The 18,857-nt window shown below is 57.7% G+C and carries 17 protein-coding genes; all 17 read right to left on the bottom strand.

What is annotated here, in order from left to right; genetic code table 11:
• On the bottom strand, positions 1-2,517 hold the full coding sequence (locus KHO18_RS07570) for a type IV secretory system conjugative DNA transfer family protein (protein WP_186296908.1): 2,517 nt from the start codon (positions 2,515-2,517) through the stop codon (positions 1-3).
• A gap of 75 nt (positions 2,518-2,592) precedes the next feature.
• Positions 2,593-4,239 (bottom strand): KfrB domain-containing protein, encoded by a 1,647-nt coding sequence (locus KHO18_RS07565; RefSeq protein WP_144200128.1) that lies wholly within the window; start codon positions 4,237-4,239, stop codon positions 2,593-2,595.
• Between the two features lie 59 nt (positions 4,240-4,298).
• Positions 4,299-6,152, bottom strand: a complete 1,854-nt coding sequence (locus KHO18_RS07560; RefSeq protein WP_186296909.1) for an ankyrin repeat domain-containing protein — start codon at positions 6,150-6,152, stop codon at positions 4,299-4,301.
• Positions 6,153-6,279: 127 nt separating this feature from the next.
• Positions 6,280-6,819, bottom strand: a complete 540-nt coding sequence (locus KHO18_RS07555; protein WP_144200132.1) for a KfrB domain-containing protein — start codon at positions 6,817-6,819, stop codon at positions 6,280-6,282.
• A 46-nt stretch (positions 6,820-6,865) separates the two neighbouring features.
• Positions 6,866-7,138, bottom strand: coding sequence for a hypothetical protein (locus KHO18_RS07550; RefSeq protein WP_186296910.1), 273 nt, complete (start codon positions 7,136-7,138; stop codon positions 6,866-6,868).
• 269 nt (positions 7,139-7,407) lie between these two features.
• Positions 7,408-8,688: an ATP-binding protein gene (locus KHO18_RS07545; RefSeq protein WP_186296911.1), complete on the bottom strand. Its 1,281-nt coding sequence runs from the start codon at positions 8,686-8,688 to the stop codon at positions 7,408-7,410.
• A gap of 101 nt (positions 8,689-8,789) precedes the next feature.
• A complete protein-coding gene (locus KHO18_RS07540) occupies positions 8,790-9,932 on the bottom strand; it encodes a ParB/RepB/Spo0J family partition protein (protein ID WP_144200138.1) in 1,143 nt (380 codons plus the stop codon).
• 12 nt (positions 9,933-9,944) lie between these two features.
• Complete coding sequence (locus tag KHO18_RS07535) at positions 9,945-10,691, bottom strand: ParA family protein (RefSeq protein ID WP_144200140.1); 747 nt, start codon at positions 10,689-10,691, stop codon at positions 9,945-9,947.
• 37 nt (positions 10,692-10,728) lie between these two features.
• Entirely contained in the window at positions 10,729-11,109 is a 381-nt protein-coding gene (locus KHO18_RS07530) for a hypothetical protein (protein ID WP_144200142.1), read from the bottom strand.
• Positions 11,110-11,302: 193 nt separating this feature from the next.
• The gene (locus tag KHO18_RS07525; RefSeq protein ID WP_144200144.1) at positions 11,303-12,013 is read right to left on the bottom strand and encodes a hypothetical protein; all 711 of its coding nucleotides are present in this window, start codon (positions 12,011-12,013) and stop codon (positions 11,303-11,305) included.
• Positions 12,014-12,204: 191 nt separating this feature from the next.
• On the bottom strand, positions 12,205-13,623 hold the full coding sequence (locus KHO18_RS07520; RefSeq protein WP_186296912.1) for a TraB/TrbI/VirB10 family type IV secretion system protein: 1,419 nt from the start codon (positions 13,621-13,623) through the stop codon (positions 12,205-12,207).
• A 1-nt stretch (position 13,624) separates the two neighbouring features.
• Positions 13,625-14,518 (bottom strand): P-type conjugative transfer protein TrbG, encoded by an 894-nt coding sequence (gene trbG / locus KHO18_RS07515; protein WP_144200148.1) that lies wholly within the window; start codon positions 14,516-14,518, stop codon positions 13,625-13,627.
• Positions 14,519-14,547: 29 nt separating this feature from the next.
• Entirely contained in the window at positions 14,548-15,258 is a 711-nt protein-coding gene (locus tag KHO18_RS07510; RefSeq protein WP_144200150.1) for a VirB8 family type IV secretion system protein, read from the bottom strand.
• A gap of 25 nt (positions 15,259-15,283) precedes the next feature.
• The gene (gene trbL / locus KHO18_RS07505) at positions 15,284-17,131 is read right to left on the bottom strand and encodes a P-type conjugative transfer protein TrbL (protein ID WP_186296913.1); all 1,848 of its coding nucleotides are present in this window, start codon (positions 17,129-17,131) and stop codon (positions 15,284-15,286) included.
• 125 nt (positions 17,132-17,256) lie between these two features.
• Positions 17,257-17,994, bottom strand: coding sequence for a P-type conjugative transfer protein TrbJ (gene trbJ / locus KHO18_RS07500; protein ID WP_186296914.1), 738 nt, complete (start codon positions 17,992-17,994; stop codon positions 17,257-17,259).
• Positions 17,995-17,999: 5 nt separating this feature from the next.
• Entirely contained in the window at positions 18,000-18,596 is a 597-nt protein-coding gene (locus KHO18_RS07495) for a hypothetical protein (protein ID WP_186296915.1), read from the bottom strand.
• 16 nt (positions 18,597-18,612) lie between these two features.
• Positions 18,613-18,783, bottom strand: coding sequence for a hypothetical protein (locus KHO18_RS07490; RefSeq protein WP_186296916.1), 171 nt, complete (start codon positions 18,781-18,783; stop codon positions 18,613-18,615).
• Between the last annotated feature and the right edge of the window lie 74 nt (positions 18,784-18,857).

Genomic DNA, 18,857 nt, shown 5'->3' with positions numbered 1-18,857 from the left:
TCAGCACAGATCGCCTCGCTTGCCTGTGTACTTGATCGTCACGCCGTCGCCCACCTTCGGCACTGCCGAGAGCTTCTCGATGCGGTGGAGCGAGACTTGCTCACGGTCATCTGCCAGGTGCAAGGCCACATAGTGGTCCGTCACGAGGAGCACCTTGCCTGCGTAGCGACCATCTGCAGAAGCGCGCTCAATCGTCGGTTCAGTTGGCTTGCCTTCCTTTTCTTCAAATTTGTGGAACACGCTGCGGATGGCACGTCGAACTTCTCGCTCGTGTACCGACATATCCCGATAGAAGCCTGCTTGGGAGAAGCTACGGTACTCCGACGGGTCGCTCACAATAAAGTGAAGTTCAAAGGCTTCGGACGGATTGAAGTCGCCGGCATCGCCCAGAGGCACAGCGGTGAGCGACAGATGATCCAACGTCAGTTCACTCGTCACTTGGTTCCCCTTGGGGTCAACAAGCCCATAGTCAAACTCAAGTACCTCTTCGCGCAGCAGATGCTCCTGCTTCAGGACCAATCGGCAGGCGGGGAAATCTGCGTAGGTGTTGATGGTCAGCGAGAGATTCTTCGATCCCTTAACCCGTTGGCAAAGAACCATGAACCACTTTGTTCGGATGGCTTGGCCTTCCCTGAAGGTCATATGGACACGGCTAGGACTCGGGATCTCCGCCCGCCGTTGGAACTCTGGCATCTCGAAATACTTCAGCTTCTTCGCGCGAATCGGATTGTGCCCAGTATTGAAGACCAGCATCTCGTCGCGTGGAAGGCGGCTTGCTTCATCGGCTGTTAGCAGGGGGCGCTCTACCAGCTCCTCCGAAATGTTCATCTGACCCAGCATTGCGCCGAGTCGTGTGCCGCTATAAGAGACGTTCTGGCGCTTCACCGTTGTCACGCCCGTCATCTTCGAAATCTCTTCGGCGGTTTCGAGGGTGTTGGGAGCATATGCAAGACGCAGCTGGCAGCCTGCTGTGACTGTTTCATTGTCACCATAGGCTTCACGCAGTTGAATGCGGTCCTGTACAAATAGGAAGGCGGTAATGCCATAGCCGGCCATGTAGCTAAGCGCGTCCTGAAGCTGCTCCAACTTCTTCAGAGATGCCAATTCGTCCACGAGTAGCAACAGCCGATGGCGGTAGTCTTTAACGCTCCGACCGTCTTCAAATGACATGTTGGCCGTCAGCCGCAAGATCAGGAACGTTATGAAGAGACGGATGAGCGGGCGCAGCCGGGCCTTGTCGGACGGCGGCACGACAATATAGAGGCTGACAGGCTTCTGATGATTCATCAGGTCATGGACGCGGAAGTCGGATCGCGATGTATTGCGAGCGACGATTGGCTCCGTGTAGAGGCTGAGCTTCGTCTTTGCGGTGGAGAGGACACTGTTCCGCTCCTTTTCTTCCTTGTTCAGCATCGCGCGAGCGGCAATGGCCACCTGCGGATGTGTCTTGGTCGGCTTGCCTTCGGAGTCGAGCCACCCCATGACTCCATCAGGATCGTGCTCCGCATTTAGCATCCGCAAGAACATTTGTTCGGGATGCGTGAAGCTCGGATCCGCAAGGTAGGTTGAGACGCCACTGAGGGACTTGTCCCGTTCGAAGTACTTGACGTGAAGAATGACACCGACAAGCAACTCGTACGAAGTGCTCACCCAGTGATCATCCATTCCTTCACCGTCAGGGTCTGCGATTGCCTGAGAGATGTTCTGTGCGTCCATCACGTCGTATTCGCTGTGGGCGCGAATCTCGTCCAGGACGTTCCAATATGACGCTACGTTGTAGCGAGACTTACCATCAATACTCTTCTGATCGACGGAGGTTGGATCAAAGCGAATGACCAGGGATCCCGCGGAATGCCTGAATCCGCTGGAGAGTTCGAAGTTCTCGCCTTTGATGTCGTTTGTTGCGGTGCTGTGGGGGTACGACAGCAGCGTCGTCAGTACGGGTCCAACCCCCTTACCGCTTCGCGAAGGGGCGAAGCACAGCAAGTGCGCTGGATCGCTGTAACGAAGGACCTTCCGGCCCTTCGGCGTGTCAAGCGCGCCCACGTATGGGCCACTGGCGAGCCGCTTGATGCGACGACGCTTCCAGGCGGGTCCCTCGCGTCGTTCGTACGAAAGCAGTCCCATCTTTTCGACGTCTCGGACAGTAGCCCAGTGTGCTGAGCCATGCAAATCCTCAGGTGTCTCGGTCTTCAAACTGCGCCGGTAGTACAACCAGAAACCGAACAACACGCTCGCCAGCACGCCACCGCAGAGCACAAGCAGCATGACCGTGACGTGCGTAGCAAGCTGGCCCGTCGCGTTGATCCATCGTCCTGCCCAATCGAACCAGGCAAACGGCTGGTAAATGCGCGTGCGGCCGAATTGCCAAGCATACTCGCCGAGTCCATCCTGATAGCCGACCGCATGGGCAAAGTATTGCGTAGCCATCCAGGACGAAAGAATGGCAAGCACGAAGAAGATCAACAGCACCGAAGCACTGAAGTGGACCGACTTGTTTCGCTGCCCTGTTCGCATGCGACAGCCCTCCCGTACCATAATATAAACGTATCACAATGGTACAGCTATTCAAGGATTTCGCAAAACGGAGTGCTACCGAATTCGACCATTCTGAAGCGACTGCTGCCCCTCCACCCGCCCTTTTCCCTCTGCGTAAGCGATTTTGGTCGAATGGCCGACCGCAGGGACACGATCCAGGCGCGCGAGATCGTGTGCAACGGCTGATAGCTTTCCAACGCTCTGCACAGCATGAGATGGCGTGTTTCCCACCACAGTCCCGACGTACTGACGATTATCCCTCGCGGGTTCGAGGGTTGCATTAGCGCCGATCGTAGCGCGAGCCACCTCTTCTGGAGTTCGTTGATCCGGCTGAGCGGATTTCCCCATCATGGCTAGGCCAACCTGCCGGCGCACTAAGGCGATCCCCTCTCTGGCATGCAGATCGTTGAAATCAGTCGGCGATCCATCAAGGGATTGAAAGGTGGGAAATGCCGTAAGGGCTCCGTGTGCGGCAGCCGCAGCAAGAGCCTTTTCTCTTCCTGTGTTCAGGATCTTCACTGCGACTTGTTTGCCTGTTTCGGAATTTGCAAACTCCCCTACGATTCGCTGAACCCCTTCGGGGCTCCGTTCGTAGCTCAGTCGAAGGGTGCAACGGGGGTTGGCCGAGAGGCTCCTGGGGGTTCCATCAATGCAGATCTCATCCCCCTTGATGCCGCCGTTGAGTTGGAGCTTGGGCCTTGAAAAGTCGGTGTTGGCGACTTTGTTGATGGTGCTGAGGACGCGATCGGGGGTCAAAACGTCATCGTCGCCGCAGATAAGTATGGTCCGTCCGGGCAGCATGGGGGCGAGTTTGGCGACAACAGGGCCTATGTTGCCGCCATCAAAGACTTCGACCACTGGAAGTCCTGTCGCCTCGTGCAGCGACGCACAGGTGGCATAGCCCTCGCCGAATAGAACGGTCTTGCCTTGGGTCAGATCGCCGAGTACGTGGAAATTCCCGGTCTTCTTCCCGTTCTTTTCGTACAGCTTGCTGCCCTTGGGGTCAATAGACTGGAGGCTCCATATGCGCCCCAGCTCATCGCGCAACGCAGTGATCAATCGGTCTCCGTCTTGGCGGAGACCATGTGCGCTCACCTGTTTCTTGGCCAGGTACGGATGGTCGTCCCGGGCTTCTGGCAGGCTCTTCCAACGCTTCGCAGAACGCTCCGCCGTAGATACCTGCTCCGCAGCAGTATCGCTTTCGCGTTGTGCTCGATTCTGTTCCATCGCCGTACGTTGCTTGTCCCGATCGGCATCCGTGAGGACAATGCCTTCAGGAAACCACGGCTCCTGTGACCCTGTGTCAAAGTTGACGATGTATCCGTTAGTCGCTTTCCCATTCAGGATTGCGCGATAGGCTCCCTTCTTCGCAGTTGCCTTCCTGCTGGTACTTACCTTCGTGTTTTGCCATGAGCCGTCCATCACTGGCGGCCCGTCCAAGACCAGTCCCGCAGCTTCACATGCCCTCGCGAATTGATCGCTAAGGTCGCGATCGCTCAGTGAGGCCGGGGGTTCGAACCAGCGCGAGAATGGCGCATCAGCGACGCCGTGCGGTACATACCAAAGCTCCTTCTTCCAATCGAAGGCCGCGCCTAACTTACTCGCCTGGTCCTTCTCAGCATACGGAACGAAGATGTAGCGCCGCCCCTTCCGGATCGGTTCGCGGGCGACTTCTGACGTTGGAAACTTTTCGGCGGTCATTGTGTTCTGCTAGGCATACGATAGAAGGAGCGCTGCCCGCATATCGCGGGCAGCCTGTCTTAGCGGCTAAGACCTTGAGACTTGGACTTGCCCTCATTCAAATCGAGGGCCGCGCGTCCGTTTGAGTATTGGACGCCTACGTGCTCGCGACGCTCGCGAGCCTTCGCAAGCTGGCGAGCGTCTAGCCGAGCTTTGTCGTGGACAACGTTCACTCGCTTGCCCACATCCTGAACGACGTGGTGATCCGTTTCGTGAACGATCTTGCCGACGTAGCGCCCGTTCTCAACGTTCGGCGCTTGCACGCCAGCACCGTGTTTCAATGCGAACTCAGTTGCAACGTCGCGAGACGCCGCAACGAGGCGTGCGCTTGCCGCGTCGGCTGACTGTTGAGAAGCAGATGCGGTATTGTCGCCGCGCGCTTGCGCTGTGCGTAGCGTCTCCAAGTCCTTTTCAGTTGGCTCATAGCCCACCACTTCGAGACCAGCCAGCTTCGCGTGATACCACGCCTCGCTGCGGAATTTCTCCGTACCGGTGACGAGAATGGCCTCCCATTCCTTATGCTTGGCCAACTCGATTGCCGCCTGAAAGGCGTCCATCTGCTTGTCCACGAAGCGGATCTTTTCGACTTCATCGACAAGCGCCACACGCTTGCTCTCTTCACCGTCCGCAATGCGGAAATACTCGCCGTTGTCTCGGCGCACGAAGCGACCGTTCAGCAGTGTCGCCGGCCCGGTCTTTGGCGGCTGTGGCTTCTGCTCAGCGGGCGTGCCAGAAGCGAGCGTGGATGCTGCCGCAACGCCACCGGCAGATTGAATGGTGTTCTCGCCGGTCCCAGCGGGCGTTGGCACTCGCGCGCCAGGGGCGAGCTGGATGGCGTTTTCTTGCTCCGGCGGAGCGGCTACGACACTACGGTTCTTCGCGTCCGCTTCCTTCTCAACACTGACCTCTCGGACCACGCGCGAGATTGAATTTTCCATTTCCATGCCTTCAGCTTGGCCGCCAGCGCCATGCTCCCCTCCATTGAGCGCGGTCTGCATTGCCGTTTGACCACGTGCGTTGGTCAGCGTGGAATATACGATCGCGCGCACGTCCGGGTCTTCCTCATGATCCAGCAGATAAGCGCTCAGCGAATCGGCATCCGGGAACTCGACGTTCTGATCGGCATGCTCTTTAGAGATAAAGGCAAACCTGCCTCCGCCAGCGCCAGCCACAAAGAGGTATTCCCCCTTCCCTGTTTGGACTACAGAAGGTTCGGAGATCGATACCTGCATAGCTGCCGACGCGGTATCTTGGTGCTGCTCAGCGTCTGCGGCGTGCTTGACGCTTGCGGGAACCACCGGATCGGGCTCGAATCCCGGCATCGTGCGCGCCAGGTGCTCCCGCGGCGTCGTCTCGAACTTGTCCCTCGCGTCCAAGTCGGCGCCGCCCTGCACGAGGATGTTCACGATTTGAGGGGTGGACGCGTAGTGCAGAGGTGTCACGCCATCAGCGTCGACCGCTCGAACATTGGCGCCTGCCTTGATCAGAGCAGCCACCAGATCCGCATTCGACAGCCGCACGGCCTTGTGCAGGGGTGTCGCCCCTCGCGAGTACAATTCACCGCCGCGCGTGACGCGTGCATTGACCTCAGCACCAGCCGCGACAAGCAGTTCCACGCCTTCGCTGTCTGCCGCGCCCCAGATAGGAGTCTCACCGTTCTCGCCCCGGGCATTCACGTCGGCGCCCCGCGAGATTAGCTCGCGTGCAAAGGCATGATCCTGCCAATGCAGAACGAAGCCCAACGCGGGATTCCCACCAACGCCTGTGACTGAGTTCGTGCTATTGGGGTCCAGATTGTTCTCTCGCCAAACGTTGGCAGCGAGTTGGACTTCACCAGCATAGAGGGCATCAAAAAATTCCTGCTTCGCATCCATCGTCATTCTCCAGTATCAATCACTTCGACAAACGGCGAAGTTATCGCTTAATGAGCACCTCGCATATTATGCTTTTAATATCTCATTACGTGGTTGGAACAATGCGGCATGTGCCGCACTGTCCCCTCTAACCTCTGCCGCCCCGGCCGAGTTCGCGCTGCTGATCCAATACCGTTCCACGCCCATCGCGATACTCGATCGCTACACTTTTGCCGATCGCTGGAACGCGGTCCAGCTTTGCCAGCTCGTGTACCACGACGGCGCCACGACCGACAGACTGGACCAAGTGGAAATCGGTGCGCGCAATTACGTCACCCATGGACTTCCCGTCCACCTTCGGCGTTTGGATATACGCCTCGTCGCCATACGCCTCCCGTGCCGCCTTTACAGCAACCGCGTAGCTCGCTTCCAAGGCAGCAACGTGTCCTGTACTGCTCGGAATCGGAGCGCCGTGACGAAGCGCCGCAAGGTCGGCCTCATCCTTCTGCTTCTGCTCGGCAGTACGTAGGACTTTCACGATCTGCGTCATGCGCTGCTTTGAAAGCCCTAGCTCGGCCCCCGCATCGGTTTGCGACCAGCCTTCGACGAACACCAGGCGCGCAGCTTCGCGGCTATTCTGGGAGAGATTCGTATCGCGGACTAGGTTCTGAAAGTCCTGCTCGTTCATGGTCTAGCGTTTGCAACAAAGAAGAGGACGGACTATATACCAGGCGCTACGCCGTTGAGCGTGAACGTTGTTTCGGCTTCGCCGGCGTCGAGCCGGCTTCAAACTCTTCCATCCCCTGCGCCCACGTGCTTTCCAGCCATTCTGCATAGACGGACATATCGACCGAGCCGTCGGAGTTCGTTTTGAAGGGAAGTGGTGTATCCGCGAACACACGGGCCAGGACTTCTGGCGCAACGACGGCGCGATTAGAAGGCACAAAGCTACGCTCTTCTGGAAAGACACCGACCCCCATCACCACCGATAATGCTTCAATCAACACACACCTCCCAATTGGCAGAACTGGCTTATCCACATGTCACCCGCACGATGGGTCACATGATACGCGAAAAATTCAGTAAGTAAATAGCTAGAACTCTTTACTTTTGCGGCACTGCTCTTTACTTGGGCGACTCACTTCCGACGTTAGAAGTGCAGCCGACGTTGCCGAACTACGGGCGCAATTGCGCAGATTGGATTAACGGCGTCGAACAGGTGATTTTCTCCCCACGCAAGTGGGGCGAAAGTGTGTCAATTTGTGACATTTCATAATCACAAGATCACAAGGCTCGCCGCACTGCCGAGCTGGCCGATCCCCTTCATCTGCAGCAGGATCCGGCGCTGAGGCACAATTGACTTCAACTGCGATTCAGTCAAACCGAGCTTACGAACGGCCTGAGGCCAGAAGTTCGGATCCAGCCCGAGAATCACTTTGGTTCCCAAGCTGGCCAGCAGCACGTCGGCGAAGTCTGTAGGGCTTTGGGAGGCGAAGAGCATTGAGACCCCAAACTTCCGCGCCTCTCGTGCCATCCGGTTGACGATATAGTCCTCTTCCTTGTCTTGGTACAGATGAGCCTCGTCAATCACGATGCAATCCAGGACCTCGCTCTGCTCCCCACGCTGAACGGCACGCGTGAAGATCGTTTCCAACCTGGTCAGCGTGAATAACTTCTTCTCGTCCTTGCTAAGCGACTTGATGATGTAGCGCCAGACTCTGGAGCGAGGATCGAGCGGCGGAGGCGTGCTGCGATAGATGCCGATCTGGTAAAGATTCTCAAGGCGGTCGACTACGCTTTCCAGCGTCTCCTTCTGCCCCTCCAGGTCGAGGGCTTCATCAAACTCTTCTCCGGTCTCGATTGCACAGACGGCATCCTTGTAGGCGTCGATCGCACGGACTCGCGCGGCCTCTAGCTCACGCTCTAACCGCGCCGCCCCATCATCGTCGACGTTCTGCAGCGTCGCCTTCTTCGCACGCATGGCCCGTGCGCATCTGTTCACCTCTTCAAGCGCTCGTATGGCGCGTTGATTCGCACCAACGTGGTAAGCCTTGAGTCGTTCCTTCCCAAACTCGATTGCATCCGGCAACGTAGGATATCGGCGATCCCCTCCTGCTTGCCACGTCCCGGGGTTGTCAGCGATGAAGCCTTCACGCTTGTATAGCCCGGTGAGCAGCTTTGTCAGTGCCCTCTCCTGACGCGGCCCTAGCCGAACGGACGTACGTTTGATCGCCCCAATCAACGACTGGATACGCTTTCGCACACCGCCAAATTCTGGGTCGGCGTTCAGTTCGAGAGGATTGAAACCGAAATCAGCGGATTCGTGGAACGCGACGGCCGACTCGCCAGGGATGGATACGTCGCCGTGGGCATCAAAGACATGGAAACGCAGCCGTGGATGCCCAGTCTCTTGCATTGCGGATACGATCTTCCGCAGCGTGTGCGTCTTTCCCATGCCCGTATCGCCGAATACGGCCATATGAGCATTGACCACGCGATCGGACGTCCATTTTGCGCGAGCGCCGCTTGCTGCGTTTTGTCCGAAGTCTACTTCCACGCCAAACACCCTAGCATCAAGACTTGCCTTGTTTTTTTTAAATTAGAACGGGTTTTTGCATCGCATAAAGAGGAAAGGCCGGCTGAACCGGCCCTTCCTCACTACGCGCGGTTGATGGCTTCCGCGAGAATCGTCGGAAGCGAACTATCGTCTTGAGGCAGGGTGCCGCCCATTGCCATGATCGCCTTCTTCATGTCCTCGACTGGCAACATCAGGGAAACGACGTGCGACTTATTGGGCAATGCTTTGCGCTTGAGCAGTGTTTCCAACTGCGCCACAGTCAACTTCGCTTCACGTTTCTCGTGCGCTACCGCGCCAAGCACAGTTGTGCCGCTCGGAATAACCGCATCCCCGCCCGTATCCACAATCTGCGGCCCAGGCTTCGGAACATCCTTCGCCTTTGAGCTGGGAGTATAGGACTCGTTCTGCGGTGCTTGTTCCTCTACGAAGGCTTGTACTGCTGCAGCCAGCGCAGGGTCGATGTCGACAGGCCTGCGCGGCGTTGCTGGCGCCGCGACCTCGGCTTTAGGTGCGGAAGACTTGCTTGCGCTATCGTTGGCCGCGCTCGCCTTTGCCGCACGGATATCGCCCGACGTTAGCGAACGTCCCTCTGCTTTCGCGCGTGCTACCAGCTGATCCTGTGCTTCCTTGGGAAGAGGCCGAAATTGCTCCAGGAGCGACGCATACGTAATGATGCCGGTGCTCACTACGTGCTCCCACTCGGGCTCCAGAAGGGCGAGCAGGCGCGATACATATTGCGGGCTTTTCTTGACCACTTTAGCCAGGTCCTGCTTCTGAAGCTCCGGATACTGCTCGATAGTGGTTTTCAGAAAGACCGCCGTTTCCAGATCCGTGAGGTTGGAGCGTTGAATATTCTCCGCCAGCTGCGACAGACGCAGGCGCTCTTGCGCCAAGTCCTGCCGAATAATGGTGGCGATCTCTTCCGAATTCGGACGCCCATTGTCTCGATTGAGCTTGACGGCGCGCCAGCGGCGCTCGCCCATAACAATGCGGTACCGGCCGTCCACCTCGCGGACAGTGATCGGTTGTAACAGGCTGTTTTCATAGATGTCGTCGGCGAGTTCCGACAATTCCTGCATGACCTCAGGGTCGATCTGCCCGTCCACCGGCTGGAATTGAGTCCGCGGCTGCTCGGGATCCGGCTCGATCAGATCGATGCTCAGATTCACGATCTGCGCGGTGGGTGCCTCGATACTGTTCAGAAAATCAAGAGTGGTGCTCATGTGTAGATCCCTTTAGACGCCCAAGTCCAGCACGCGCTTTGAGAACATTTTCCAGTGCTGCCCTAGCTTTTTGTCGCGGGCGTGTTGCCACACCGGCTTGAAGTTCTCAAGAGCATCGGACACCGGCGTTCGCAAAGGGAATTCCTCAATTATCGCGTTGCCGAACTTCTTTTGAAGGTCTTCTCGAAAACGGCGTTGGGTCTTAGACGACTTCGTAAATAAGTTGACCACCATGCGAATCGACAGTCCGTGGTTAATACGCTTGACGCCCTTGATGGTGTCGAACGTATCGTCCAGGCCGGTGATGGAAGACAGCTTCGGCTGTACTGTCAGAATGGCAGTGTCTGACCAGAACAGCGGCCCTGCGATTCGCGGCCCGAGTGCCGGCGGCGTATCGAAGATCACATAGTCGAAAGGCAGCGAGCGAATTGCGGGACGCAGCTTAATCGCGAGCTTCAATAGCTCGTCTTCCTTCTTGTCCAACTCCTCCAGGTACAGGTGGCCGTGCAAAACCTTGAGATTATCCCACGGCGTATCAGAGAACTTGAGTTCGTTCGACGAAAAGAGCGTCTCCGCCCCACCGCGCTGCTTGTTAATGCGCAGATCCTGCGTCAAAAACTGCGACGCATTGCCCTGCCCACAGAAGTCCACGACCAGCACCCGCTTCCCTGCTTCCTGAGCGGCAAACGCGAGATGACACGTCACGGTGGTCTTCCCGACCCCGCCTTTCTGATTCGTCACCGTTACGATCTTCGGCATGCTGATCCGTCCTGTCTGTGAATTTCGTCGCGAGTCGTCAGCCGACGGCCCCGGGTTGGTCCTGCGTATGCCCCTGCAGATAGAGGCGCGTGAGTTTCTCTACAACCAGCGATGGCACGGAAGTTCGCACACGCCGCTGCTTGGCCACCTCCACCGACTCCGAAAACAGGGACTCGTGCAGCGAAACAGGAACCCGCACAAGGACGGATTTCTTCTCTCCTGGAAGGGCGGCACGCTCGGAAAAATCCTCCCCAGCAACATCGCCTTGGTCCAAAAGCAGCGTGACGATCAAAGCCGGCACAGAAATCTGGACGCGTTGCTTTTCCGTCATCTGGATCGACTCTGAGAACAGCCAGTCGACAATCGGGAGCGGCAGCCTAATCAACACAGGATGCTTCTGCTCTTTTGCCTCATTCATTGGAACCCCTGGATAGCTTGCTAGAATGATATCCACATATCAGCCATTTGGCAACGAAACTTGATTTATTTATAGCTGAATTGTGACCGCCGCTGAAGCGCACGAGGCGCTTCTGACGTATGAAGAGGTGATGCAAAAGGCGGCAAGCGCCTTGCGTGCAGCTCAATTACACGAATTTGGCACCAAACGTCGTTTATCGATCACTTTTAGAGCCCAGCATTTTGGCGGGCGGATAAATGAACTGTACCCACCAAAAAATGGCCGTGTAGCAGAGACAGGCCCGCGAAACGCCGCAAACTGTTGCGGTTTCGCCAACAAGCTCAGCCAAATCCTGAGGCAGCTGGATATTGACTTGCTCCCAGCCCGTCTTACCGGCCTGGCCGCCAGCGTAGGACATCGCAGTTTTTGGCTTGCGCCAATGCAGTCCGTGCTCCCAAGGCCGTTCGGCCAGGAACCGGCGCAGCATGTCCTCGAACATCGCCGTGAGCGAGTTGTAGAGAAAAGGTGTGATGCCCTTCAGGTACGTATAGATTTGTGAGGGGCAGCGCGTGGGCACAGCGCGCAATTCCTCCAGCCTGGTCTTAGGTCGACCGATTCTTCGCCCGTGTTCGTTGCGCGGCCGCGCCTCTACGGCTGTCGCCGACAACGACGGCTTGGTAGGTTCTGGCGCATTTACCTCCGCGGATTTGCCCGGCTTCGGCGCCGCCTTCGTGACCTGTGGAGTTTTGGCAGGCACCTTCGCGACGGCGCCCTTCCTCGCAGGAACAGCTGCCGCCTTTTTCGGAAGTGCGCGCGCCGGACTTTTTGATGCCGGCGAGCTACCCCGCTTCGGCGCGACAGCCTGCTGTGCCTTTGAGCCAGTAGCTTTCGTCTTTGTTGCCGGCGCGCTTTTTTTAGCGGTCATCTAGGGTGTTACCTATCGGTTTAATGTATCAGAATGAATGCAACCCCTATAAACATATCGTATTTGGATTGCACCGGCAAGGCGCGAAAGTCCTACATGATTTGCGCCAAGTTGCCCCAGCGCAACTTCTGACGTTGGAAATGCGAAAACCGCCCCTTTATCTTGGGGCGGCCTCATTTCATTTTGTTACATTAACGGGAGCCCTTCGCGGCGTAGCCTGATGGGAAGACGATGTCTCGCGTCACTACTACGTTGAACTTATAGCCCGGATCGCGGCTAAGCGTCGGCTGAATGTTCATCCCCTTCTGGATGAAAGCATTGCCAGTTTGGCCAAGCTGCCTGCCCACTTCCTGCGTGACGACCTGAGAGGGTGTCAGCGTCCCGTTCACATTCACCGACTGCTTCTGGGTTAATGAAATCCCGGCGGAGAACGCAGCCAAAAGCAGAGCGCCACTGAATACCTTACCGTAGTGGTTGTCTACATCGGCGTCAAAGCCAGCATATCCTCCCTTGTCTGCGCCGGGCATCCCGTTAAGGCTGATGCTGCTCCCGTCAGGGAAGATCATACGATTCCAAACCGCCAAGATGCGCTTCTGTCCGTATGCAATTTGGCTGTCGTAGGTGCCGATCAGCTTCGTTGCCTGAGGTATAAGCAAGTGCCGGCCGGTGGCACTATCGAACACGTTCTCAGTAACCCGCGCGCAAGTCTGGCCAGGTAAGTCCGAGTTCACACCACACTCCAGAGCCGCAGGTATGACCCACCCGGCCTTGATCTCAAAGGGGGAGACTGCTGCTTGGACGCGCTCATTGAGGTAAGCCTTACTGGCATTCTCCGCCGTACGAAGGAATTGCTCTTTACGCGGCTGCTTGTTCGGATCGTCCTGCTGCTGCCCGCCGTATGCTGTCGGAACAATCGGGCTTGCGGCTGGGCCCTGCGCGGAGCCTTGGACCGCCTGTGCCGCCGCAGCAAGAGCAGCGAGCTGAGAGTTGACGGCACCACCGGCCAGGCCAGGCGCCGTCCCAGCAGCTGCAAGGCGGCCCAGGTCGCCACCGCCCTCCATCTCGATGCCCCCTTCTACCGCCTTTTTGCGAGATTCTTCGAGCGCTGCCTTCGCTCGTGCCGCCGCAGTCTCTTCTGAAGTCTGATATTTCGACTCCCCGCCCCCCATCGGTTGCTGCTGGTCCAGCTTTACACCCTGCGCCGCCGGCACCGTCGCTTGCGATGCTCCGCCTATGAGCAAACCGTTGCCTTTCGCTTCTGGAGCCGAGGCTGCTGCAACTGAGGCTACGCCGACAGCGAACGTTGGCTCCAGCCGCACGTCGTTCGGTCCTGAAGGTGACAACGCTGCTTGCCCATCCCCTACACCGCTGAAATCGGGCTTGGCCGGCTCTGCCGCACGCTTTTCCTGCTTCTGCGTATCCTGCGCTTCCGTGTCCGACTTGGGCTGAGGCGCGCCATCATCCATGCTCAGGATCGACACGACGATGAACATGGCAATCGCAAAGATTCCCAAAACGATCGCGAGCTTCACCTTTCTTGACAATCGAGTGACCCCAGTCAGGGTGCCTTTCATCTCCACCACATCGGGTGATTCAAAAGCTTCAGCCATTTTAATTCCCCTCGCTGCCCCACGAGAAAAAGCTACGCTTGTGCTTGGTCCAATCGATCGAGACCTTGCGTTCATCGCCATCCGTTCCAACCAGGAGGATTGCCTTCTCGAACAGTCCGTCGATTTCGTAGAGCGTCGGTGTCTTGGCTCGCCAGTTCAGGATTTCGAGCTTCCCGTCCGTGCCCACACGCATCAGTACAGGCGCCTCGGCTGCCGTCACGCTTTCGGGCATCTGGATATACACCTTCTGGCCGTTGTTGTAGACTCGCAGAGGCTTAAATTGCGAGTCTCCGTCAATCGAGTAAGCGAAGTCCAATTTCTCGATTGAACCAGCCGGCATCTCTGCTGCGACGAGCTTGTCTCGGGCGCGCTGCGCTTTATCCTTCAAGCGTGCCGATTCGTCCCACTCTGCAGCAATGTCCTCCGGGTAGTAGAAGCCAATCATGTTGACGTAGTCCTTTTCCGAAGCGCTCGACACAAGCTCCACCTGGTATGACCGCCGATCCGTGGTAATCAAAAGGTTGGTGGCAATGTTTGTGTCGGTCGGCTTGACAACGATATGCGTCACGGCCTGGTCGCCCGAGCCAGACACCTGCTTGCTCATCTTCCAGCGCACGGTGTCTCCTGCCAGTGGCTTGCCCGTGACAATCTCCCCCGGCTGCAACTGAATGTCGCAGACACGCATCAAAGTGCAGGTGAGCTTCGGAAGATATTGCCCGAACGGATACATCACGCGCCCATCGTCGGAAATGATCGGCTTGGCAGTTCCCGTCTGTTGCCACTTCTTGGCCTGCGACACAGCAGCGTCTTCAAGCGTAAGAAAGCGCTTCCCTCCCGCCGCAAATGCATTCGCACACAATGCAATGCCGGCGGCCAGCAATACCAGTTTTTTCATTCCAACTTACTCCCGATGTCTGAAGGGGCTTAGCCCGAAACCTTGGACCACGTGAAATCAGTGACGAAGAACCCCACACCGTTGGCGCGGATGCCTTCATCGGTGCTAAGTGGCTCGATCGCAAAGCTGAAGACGCCCTTCCAATGCTCTTCACGCAGTTTGTTTCCGTTCGGCGCGTAGAAGATTTCCGTCCATTCAACCTGGTAGGTGTTGTCCGACACCGCGAGCGCAACGTTCGTGGTGGGCGCCACGGTATAGGATGAAGCCACCTCGAATGGCTTGCGCTCTGCCTGGAACCTGTCGAGTGCCCTCTTGGCCTTCGATCCTTCCTGAACACGCGCATAGACCCACGAAATGAAGCGCTTCTGTGCCGCCTGGTCGCCGACAATCAATCGAGCGTTCTCGACCCACTGCGTGATCTGCTCACGTTCGACACGCTTCTTGTCGATCGGCGTTGCCCGATTGGCTGGACCGACCGAAACCACGTGCCCGATCTTGTCCACCTCGACAATGTAGGGCACATATTTGCTGGAAAGCATGTAGTAACCATTGAAACCCATCGAAATCGCAAGGAGCGCGCAGACGATCCTGAACGCAACGCGCCAGTTATGCGCTGCGGCAGCCAGATTCATGTAGCGATCATCTTTCGAAGCATCGCCGTTCATAAAAGGGCTGCTCGCCCGGTCCTTCGTTTCTTCTCTTGCCGCCGCCTTTGCATCGGCCTTCTTTCGTTTCAGCACGAACCATCACTCCGATTTTATTTAATCAGTCAGCCGAATGCTTCAGATCGATGTTGATACTCGCCGCGTGAGCAGCATCCTGCGGAACATATCCCTGAAGCTCCTGAATTCGTCGATGCAACGGATCACGATCCGCATTCCCACCGGTTTGCGGGCTGCTCGGAGCATCACCGCTAACGGACGCCGTTTGTCCGTCACCTCCTGGCACCGCTGCGCTTGTTGATGCGGCTGCCGAAGTAGGTGAACTCGAACTGCCGGTAGCTACAGTCGAAGGGGAATCGGTTGCCGTGGCTGCACCGCTATCACTCCCGCCTGCGGCCGGGGGTGCTGCCGGAGTGGAACCACTAATTCCTCCTGCCCCAACGGAGCCTCCTGCAGAGCTACCCGACGGAGCGCCGCTCGTAGGAGCCGAGGGACCGCCGCTGGACCCGGATGCGCTGGCGGAAGTGCCGGCCGACGTTGGTGCAGCGGCAGCAGACGTCCCGTCGGCGCTTCCCGCTTGCGACGATTCGGCGGCATCGCCAGGCGACGACGCTTGCCCGCCACCTCCGCCCCCGTCCAGTGCGGAACCGCGCGCTTGTCCGTCGCCTCCGGCTGCTGCTGACGGTCCGCCCGAAGCTCCAGCTCCCCCTGCCGCTGGAGTGATTGGCGGAGGCGCAGGCACACCGGAGACACTACCTCCACGTGTTGCTTCAATGCTCGAAGCGATTTTGCCGCCCGCCGTGCTGTCGACGCGGTCGGCGAAGGAGGTGCGAGCACTGTTCACGGCATCACCGACAGCGCCTCTGGCCAACCCCATACCGTGCTTCCCCACCTCGCCCATCGCGTGGGCAGCAAGATCGCCTCCGGACTTTCCCATGTCCAACCCTGAGTTGAGGCCCGCGCCGAGCGCCTTCGACAAGCCACTCGCTCCAGCTGCCGCGCCCGACACCCCCGCTGCTGCACCTGCGCCACCAGCCATCGCTGCAGCGCCCGCACCGGCTAGGGCCGCGCCCGCGCTGATGGCGGCGCCCATCATTCCACCAGCCGTCATGGACGGCGAGCCAGACATCATGGCACTCGCTATGGCCGGAATCTGAAACGCCAAGTAGGCATAGACGAGACCCGCGCCGGCTGCCTGCAAACAACTCTGGGTAATGTTGTCCGCGTCAATCATCGCCGCCTGGTCGAAGAGGCTCTGCCCAGCACCCACGACGAGATAAATCACCATGAGCTTGACGCCGGTGGCAACTGCATACTGCATGTACTTGGACGCCATATCGGTTGTCCAGCGCGAACCGCCAAAGCCCAGCATGATGATGCCGCCGCCAATAGCGATGTAGGACTCAATCAGCGTAACGAGCAATTGAGCAGCAACAAAGAGAAACGCAAGAAAGCACAAGATCGCAAGCCCGGTGATCGGAAGGACCAGCGCGATCTTTTCCGTCATCCCTTTCCCGTTCAACGCTTCGAACATGCCTAGTGCGGTGGAGAAGCCTACCGCCGCAATCCCGTCTGGAGTCATGCTTTGGCCGGAGACCCCCCCTGCTTCCTTCCCGATCTGACTGAACGAGTCCAAGATCATGGGGATCCACGTATCCGACATCTTCAGCAGCGTGAAGAAGAAGCTTATCGTCATCATCTTCTTAGCCAAGCTGCCAAGCATGTCTGTGACGTCGTTCTTGTCAATGACGTATGTGACAGTGGTCCAGCCAAAGTCGACCGCGACAAGCGCCCAGAATAGGCGCTCCGCGTAGGTCTTAATGATTCTTCCCCAAGTCACCTTCAAGGGTTCGAACTTCGCCTGAACGCCATTCAGGACATTGAAGTCGGCCGATTGGGCGTGCGCGCTCACAAACCATCCATAGAGCACTAGGACGATTGCCAGAATCATCCCGAAACGCAGTAGGCGCCGGGTCTTTGTGTGGCCAGCAAAGGCAAGGCCAATGAAGTATGAGGATGTCCGCATCGCTTTCCGCGCGCTGTGTGATTGAGCCTATGCCACGTGGAGACCGGTGGTTATTGCGGAGGAAGGTTCTTTACCCGGCCAGAACGAATCTTTCCGAACTCGTTTTGCACAGCGGTGTCGCCCACGTCGGTCCGGTCTTGCTGCGAAGCAATGTAGGCAGATTGTTGCTGTAGCTGGGCCATCTGCATCTGCCGCAATGATTGCATCTGGCCAACCATTGCAACGCCGATATCGTTGCCGGCCTGGAGGGCCTGCAGTTGACCAACCGCTGACTGCGAACGGCGAGAGAGTTCCTTCACCATTGATTCCTCGGTGGCGAAGTTCTGCACATGGGCACCCATCACGGACATGGCGTTTTGAACTGCTCCCAAGGTATTCTGTGACCAGCTCTTATAGCCGTTCTTGAAATCGAACGCAGAGCCGTAGCCGGGATGCAGTTGCTTGAACATCGTCTCGGCGTTGGACAGGGTATAGCTCACCTTCTGCCCCGCCATCACGATCGTTTGCAGATCCTTGAAGGTTTGAGTCATGTTGCTGTCGCTCCACAACGCTCCTGCCACTTGACCGAGGAGTTCACTCGGCGTGGAGTTCATCAGGTTGCGCAACATGGCCTGGTACTGATTGATTTGCGTGATCGTCTGCTGCGCCTGCTCGGCATACGATGCGATCAGGGTCACGTTGTTGAGAATCTGCGTCGGCTCCGTCGCCCCAGCAATCGCTCCCGCATGCGCTTGTCCTGCGAGCGTGAAATATAACGCTGCAGCGACTCCCTTGAGTTTGTTGTTCATTTTTCTTAGCCTCCTCCGCCCGTCTCGGGTCGGCAGACAAAAGGATTGTTTTCGACACCCGTTTCGACGTACGCAAACTTCCCTGCCTGCGTCATGTCGGTCTGTACGAGAGTTCGTCGGTAGTGATCCGGGTCGACAGCGCCGATCACGGGCTTCGGGCTGATAGCCTTCGCAGCCGCGATAGCGTCCGCTGCCTGCTGCACTCGCGACTCGGACTGCACAGAGAGGGCGCCATAGCCGACGTAGAGCTTCCATCCCCCACCCGCCAGATTCTGAGGCAACGCTAACGTCAAGCGCGGGCGGCCCAGTTGTGCCGATGCAACCGAGTAGGCAGGAAACAGACCTCCCGAGTAGCCAACCCAAGAACTAGTCGTCAAGAACGCAGCTTGGGACATCGAGGGATCGTGCATGCCTACATACAAGATTCCCGGCCGCGCCTGATCTTGGGCATTGACCGGAAATGTCAGCGTGACAAACGGATCCAAGCCTTGGCAGAAGACTTGCATATCGGTCACAGTGAGCTTCGGTTGCCCAACCTGCGCAGAGGCGCCGACTGACCAAGCCAGGACGATGGACGAAAGTAGAAAGCGAACGTTGTGCATGAGTAAATCGACCCTGTTATGTGGCACCGGCGACGGCGGGACGATCACCACCCCGCTTTCGCCGCAATGCCGCCTTGATCGTGTGCCCCAAAAGCACAAGAGGGAACGCGATCGAAGCACCTACCATGTACCCAATGAAGCCGAGCAAAGGCCCGGCCACCAGTAGTAGCAAGAGAAACATCGCCATGACATCCTCCTTCTTCAGTTGGTTTGCATCGTGACTTTATTATATCACACTGCTTTCACTAAAGATATCGCGAT

The sequence above is a fragment of the Cupriavidus campinensis genome, assembly GCF_905397395.1.
Lineage (GTDB): Bacteria > Pseudomonadota > Gammaproteobacteria > Burkholderiales > Burkholderiaceae > Cupriavidus > Cupriavidus campinensis.
Note: the sequence above shows the minus strand (reverse complement) of the source record. Positions and strands in the feature narration are given on the sequence as shown.

Bases quoted from the DNA above. Each gene is read 5' to 3' on its own strand.
- KHO18_RS07525 (WP_144200144.1), bottom strand. From the start codon at position 12,013: ATGACCGCTAAAAAAAGCGCGCCGGCAACAAAGACGAAAGCTACTGGC.
- KHO18_RS07490 (WP_186296916.1), bottom strand. From the start codon at position 18,783: ATGGCGATGTTTCTCTTGCTACTACTGGTGGCCGGGCCTTTGCTCGGC.
- KHO18_RS07535 (WP_144200140.1), bottom strand. From the start codon at position 10,691: ATGCCGAAGATCGTAACGGTGACGAATCAGAAAGGCGGGGTCGGGAAG.
- KHO18_RS07560 (WP_186296909.1), bottom strand. From the start codon at position 6,152: ATGGATGCGAAGCAGGAATTTTTTGATGCCCTCTATGCTGGTGAAGTC.
- KHO18_RS07540 (WP_144200138.1), bottom strand. From the start codon at position 9,932: ATGAGCACCACTCTTGATTTTCTGAACAGTATCGAGGCACCCACCGCG.
- KHO18_RS07520 (WP_186296912.1), bottom strand. From the start codon at position 13,623: ATGGCTGAAGCTTTTGAATCACCCGATGTGGTGGAGATGAAAGGCACC.
- KHO18_RS07565 (WP_144200128.1), bottom strand. From the start codon at position 4,239: ATGACCGCCGAAAAGTTTCCAACGTCAGAAGTCGCCCGCGAACCGATC.
- KHO18_RS07570 (WP_186296908.1), bottom strand. From the start codon at position 2,517: ATGCGAACAGGGCAGCGAAACAAGTCGGTCCACTTCAGTGCTTCGGTG.
- KHO18_RS07555 (WP_144200132.1), bottom strand. From the start codon at position 6,819: ATGAACGAGCAGGACTTTCAGAACCTAGTCCGCGATACGAATCTCTCC.
- trbG (WP_144200148.1), bottom strand. From the start codon at position 14,518: ATGAAAAAACTGGTATTGCTGGCCGCCGGCATTGCATTGTGTGCGAAT.
- KHO18_RS07495 (WP_186296915.1), bottom strand. From the start codon at position 18,596: ATGCACAACGTTCGCTTTCTACTTTCGTCCATCGTCCTGGCTTGGTCA.
- KHO18_RS07530 (WP_144200142.1), bottom strand. From the start codon at position 11,109: ATGAATGAGGCAAAAGAGCAGAAGCATCCTGTGTTGATTAGGCTGCCG.
- trbJ (WP_186296914.1), bottom strand. From the start codon at position 17,994: ATGAACAACAAACTCAAGGGAGTCGCTGCAGCGTTATATTTCACGCTC.
- trbL (WP_186296913.1), bottom strand. From the start codon at position 17,131: ATGATTCTGGCAATCGTCCTAGTGCTCTATGGATGGTTTGTGAGCGCG.